This window comes from Candidatus Allofontibacter sp. (assembly GCF_038145245.1).
Taxonomy (GTDB): Bacteria; Pseudomonadota; Alphaproteobacteria; order Pelagibacterales; family Pelagibacteraceae; genus Fontibacterium.
The window spans coordinates 1-3,866 of record NZ_JAYQPI010000033.1; the positions used below are offsets into that span (position 1 = coordinate 1).

At 26.1% G+C, this 3,866-nt stretch carries 5 protein-coding genes; all 5 read right to left on the reverse strand.

Annotation, left to right across the window (positions count from 1 at the left end):
• Nucleotides 1–40: 40 nt before the first annotated feature.
• From dnaQ to AC8IGH_RS04460, 5 genes are read right to left on the reverse strand one after another with little or no spacing between them, the layout of a single operon-like run.
• Entirely contained in the window at nucleotides 41–712 is a 672-nt protein-coding gene (gene dnaQ / locus AC8IGH_RS04440; protein WP_507419513.1) for a DNA polymerase III subunit epsilon, read from the reverse strand.
• Complete coding sequence (coaE, locus tag AC8IGH_RS04445; RefSeq protein ID WP_507419514.1) at nucleotides 712–1,293, reverse strand: dephospho-CoA kinase; 582 nt, start codon at nucleotides 1,291–1,293, stop codon at nucleotides 712–714. The genes dnaQ and coaE overlap by 1 nt, the downstream gene beginning before the upstream one ends.
• On the reverse strand, nucleotides 1,286–2,113 hold the full coding sequence (aroE, locus tag AC8IGH_RS04450; RefSeq protein WP_507419515.1) for a shikimate dehydrogenase: 828 nt from the start codon (nucleotides 2,111–2,113) through the stop codon (nucleotides 1,286–1,288). The genes coaE and aroE overlap by 8 nt, the downstream gene beginning before the upstream one ends.
• Nucleotides 2,103–2,690: a Maf family protein gene (locus AC8IGH_RS04455; RefSeq protein ID WP_507419516.1), complete on the reverse strand. Its 588-nt coding sequence runs from the start codon at nucleotides 2,688–2,690 to the stop codon at nucleotides 2,103–2,105. Before AC8IGH_RS04455 ends, aroE begins: the two co-directional genes overlap by 11 nt.
• Nucleotides 2,690–3,505, reverse strand: coding sequence for a pyruvate, water dikinase regulatory protein (locus AC8IGH_RS04460; RefSeq protein ID WP_507419517.1), 816 nt, complete (start codon nucleotides 3,503–3,505; stop codon nucleotides 2,690–2,692). Before AC8IGH_RS04460 ends, AC8IGH_RS04455 begins: the two co-directional genes overlap by 1 nt.
• Nucleotides 3,506–3,866 lie beyond the last annotated feature (361 nt).

The following is a 3,866-nucleotide window of genomic DNA, read 5'->3' on the forward strand; positions in this document are numbered from 1 at the left end:
AAAGAAATTAACTTTAAAGAACTATACGAACAACAATCTACTAATTTAATGCAAAAGCATTAGAAACATTCTTTTTTAAAAATTTATTATATTCCTCTATTTGTTCTTTAGAAATTTTAACAACAATACCCTCTCTATTCTCATTAATTAACCTCATCTTTTCATTAAAAATTTTATCATTGGACGTTAAATCTAGTGTTAATTCTTTTTTATCAATTAATTCGATATAAACTTTGGAAAGTAATTGACAATCTAACAGCGCAGAATGTTTTTCTCTAGCTTCGATACTTATTTTAAACCTCTTACATAAAGCATCTAGACTATTTCCAACTCCTGGAAACTTTGACCTAGCAATCTGCAATGTATCTAAAATATCAGATTTTAGAATTGGCTTTATATTAAGTCTTTTTAATTCATTATTTAAAAATCCAAGATCAAAATCAGCATTATGAATAATAAGTTTTTTATCTTTAATAAAATTAAGAAAATCTTTAGCAATATCCTTAAATTTGGGTTTGCTTGATAAAAATTCATCAGAATAACCGTGTACACTAAAAGCATCTGCCGAAACTTTTATCTCTGGATTCAAAAAGGTATGAAAAATATTTTTGGTAGGAATATGATTATTCAATTCAATACAAGCAATCTCAACCACTCTATCTTTCTCTGCGGACAATCCTGTAGTCTCAGTATCTAAAATAACTTCAATCATTAATTTAAAAGAATCTTATCAAGAATATTTTTTACCTGCAATTTAACTTTATTTTTAGTACTATTATAAATTGTAAAATCCGCATAACTTTCTTTGATCTTTTCGTTTGTTTGCTGTTTTTTTAATATACTTAAAAATTGTTTATCTAAATTTTTTCTTTTTTTAATTCTGCTTAAAAAAGAACTTTGTGTAGTTTTAACAAAAATAAGAATATCAACAAAATTTAGCATTTTATTCTCAACTAAAAGAGGAACGTCTAAAACAACTAATTTATCTTTTTTACACTTAGATAGAAAAAAGATTAATTTTCTTCTAACTGTTGGGTGAATAATCTTATTTAAATATTTAAATTTTTTAGGGTTTTTTTTAAGAGCGGCTCTAAGTTCTTCTTTATTTATTCTGCCTTTATAGAGTTTTAAATTAAAGAATTTTGAAATTTTTTTATTAATAGTTTTATTGTTGTTATAAAGGTTGGCAACCTCATTATCTGCCGAAAAAATATTAAAACCTAGTTGTTTAAATATATTTGCAACAAATGATTTGCCACTTCCTACTGATCCTAAAATGCCAACTCTAACCATCAATTTTACTTCTAAGCTTCTTATAAATATCCTTTGTTATTTTTGGATTTATCTTATTCCATATATAAAATGCCTTTCGCGCCTGATAAATAAACATATCTAAACCAGTAAAAGTTTTATGACCCTTCATTCTAGCTTCTCTTAAAAACCTTGTATTTTCTGGATTATAGACGATATCTACAACATTAACTTTTTTATCAAAAATATTAAAATCAAACTTTAAATCCCCCTGACCAAGCATACCTAAACTTGTGACATTAATTAAAATTTGAACCTCACCAAATACTTTATAACGATCGTCCCATTTAATGGGACGAACAATTTTTTTAAATTTTTTCTTAAATACTTTTAATTTAGAGAAAGTTCTATTCGTTATGTATATTTTTTTTACTCCTTTTTGGATTAAAGCAAGAATAATGGAAGAAGTAACGCCTCCAGCGCCAATGATCCCTGCTGTTTTAATTCTGGCCTTAACTTTTTTTAAAATACCCGAATAGAAACCATAAACATCAGTATTATCACCAACCAATTCTTTTTTATTTAAGTAAACAGTATTCACCGAAGAAGTTTTTAGAGCATCTCCCTTTAAAATATCTAAATATTTAATAACATTATTTTTAAATGGTATAGTTACATTAATTCCCTCTATTTCTCTTTTTCTAACTTTATTTAAAATTTTCTTTATTGAGCTTTGTGTTATTTTTAATTTTTTATATTCACAATTAATTCTATTCGCACGAAACCAATAATTATGCAAAGCTGGAGACAAAGAATGTTTAATAGGATTTCCAATAACTAAAAATTTTTTTTTATCTTTCATTTGCTTTATAATAATTAATTAATTGTTTAATTGGCATCCCCATAACAGAGTATTCATCTCCCTTTATTTCTTCAAATAAATCTTTGCCCATTCCTTCTATTTGATAAACGCCATATTTCTTAATGATTTCTAGACCTAATTTTTGCAAATAATCTTTAATAAAATTATCTGAAAATTGCCTCATCTTTAAAATAACGTGTTCTGTGTGCATCCAAATAGTTGATCCGTTCTTGCTCAAGCAAATAGAACTAAATAAAGAATGTTCTTTCCCATTTAATCTTTTCATCAAACTTATTGCCAATTCCATTGTTTCTGGTTTGCTAAATATACTGCCTTCAAAATCCAAAATTTGATCCGCGCCTAGAACAATCTCGTCATGTATTTTGCTGCTTATTTTTTTTGCTTTTGTTTCAGCAAGAGCCCTTGAAACCTCAAATGAACTGAACTTCTCTGCTAATAAAGAATTTTTTATTTCATCCTCATCTATATTGGCAGCTTCTACTTTAACATTAAAACCAAAATCATTTAATATTTTTAGCCTTATCCCGCTAGCGGATGCTAAAATTATTTTTCTCATTAGCTATTTTTAATTTCGTGAATCTTTATAATTGAGGCAGCCGTTTCTTCAACGGACTTTCTTGTTACATCAATTGTTGGAATATTATTTAACTTAAAAATTTTTCTACTTTCATCAAGCTCTTCTTTTATTCTTTCCAAATCAACATAAGATGTGTGCTTTTCTTCGCTTAATGTGTTAAGCCTATTTTTTCTTATATCTGCTAGCCTTTCGGGGTCGGCGACCAATCCTACTATTGTTTTTATTTTATTCTTTAAAACCTCATCTGGTATTTTTTGATTTGGAACCATTGGAATGTTAGCTGACTTATAACCTTTATTTGCAAGATAGATTGTTGTTGGTGTTTTGCTAGTTCTACTAATTCCTAAAATAATTATATCAGCTTCTAAAATTGTTTCTAGTTTTTGGCCATCGTCATGTTCGATGCTAAATTGCATTGCGGCAATTTTTTTATAATATTCTTTATTTAAAATATGTTGACCGCTTGGTTTTCTATTAGCTTTTCTATTAAGCGCTGTCTCAAATTTTGGAATTAAATAATCTAAAACTCCAAAACAAGGAATTTTATGTTTTTCTGTTTCTTTAATTAAAAAAGAAGTAACATCAGGCTCAACGAGAGTGTAAAGTATAATAGAGTTTCCTAGTTTATTACATTTTTCTAATAATGTTGTAATTTGAGTCTGTGTTCTAACAAATGAAAAATGATGTAAACTGTTATTAAAATTCTCAAACTGAGCTTTTAAAGCTAAAAATATCCTATCAAGAGTTTCGCCGGTTGAATCTGATACTAAAAAAACATTATATTTTCTGTTCATAAATTTGTTGATAAGTCTTTATAATTATTTTTTATACATTTCTAACTTTAAAAAAATATAACGTTAACATTTAATTAATTGTTATTATTTAATTAATAACATTAATAAGTTTATTTTTTTATATTTTAGGATTGTTGATAGTTTTAAATAAACTTCATAAATATAAAGTTTTTAAAAATAATTATTCAACAACACTTGTTAATAAACTGTTAATAAAAATATAAACACATTAATAACATAACCATATTATACTACTATCTTTACTAATATTATTAATGATTAGTTCTCTTAAATATTCTCTCTTAAATAAACAAAAAAATTTTCCTATTTGGTTTATGCGACAAGCAGGAAGATATCTTCC

Excerpts from the sequence above, each read along its gene's own strand:
- dnaQ (WP_507419513.1), bottom strand. The coding sequence starts at position 712 with ATGATTGAAGTTATTTTAGATACTGAGACTACAGGATTGTCCGCAGAG.
- coaE (WP_507419514.1), bottom strand. The coding sequence starts at position 1,293 with ATGGTTAGAGTTGGCATTTTAGGATCAGTAGGAAGTGGCAAATCATTT.
- aroE (WP_507419515.1), bottom strand. The coding sequence starts at position 2,113 with ATGAAAGATAAAAAAAAATTTTTAGTTATTGGAAATCCTATTAAACAT.
- AC8IGH_RS04455 (WP_507419516.1), bottom strand. The coding sequence starts at position 2,690 with ATGAGAAAAATAATTTTAGCATCCGCTAGCGGGATAAGGCTAAAAATA.
- AC8IGH_RS04460 (WP_507419517.1), bottom strand. The coding sequence starts at position 3,505 with ATGAACAGAAAATATAATGTTTTTTTAGTATCAGATTCAACCGGCGAA.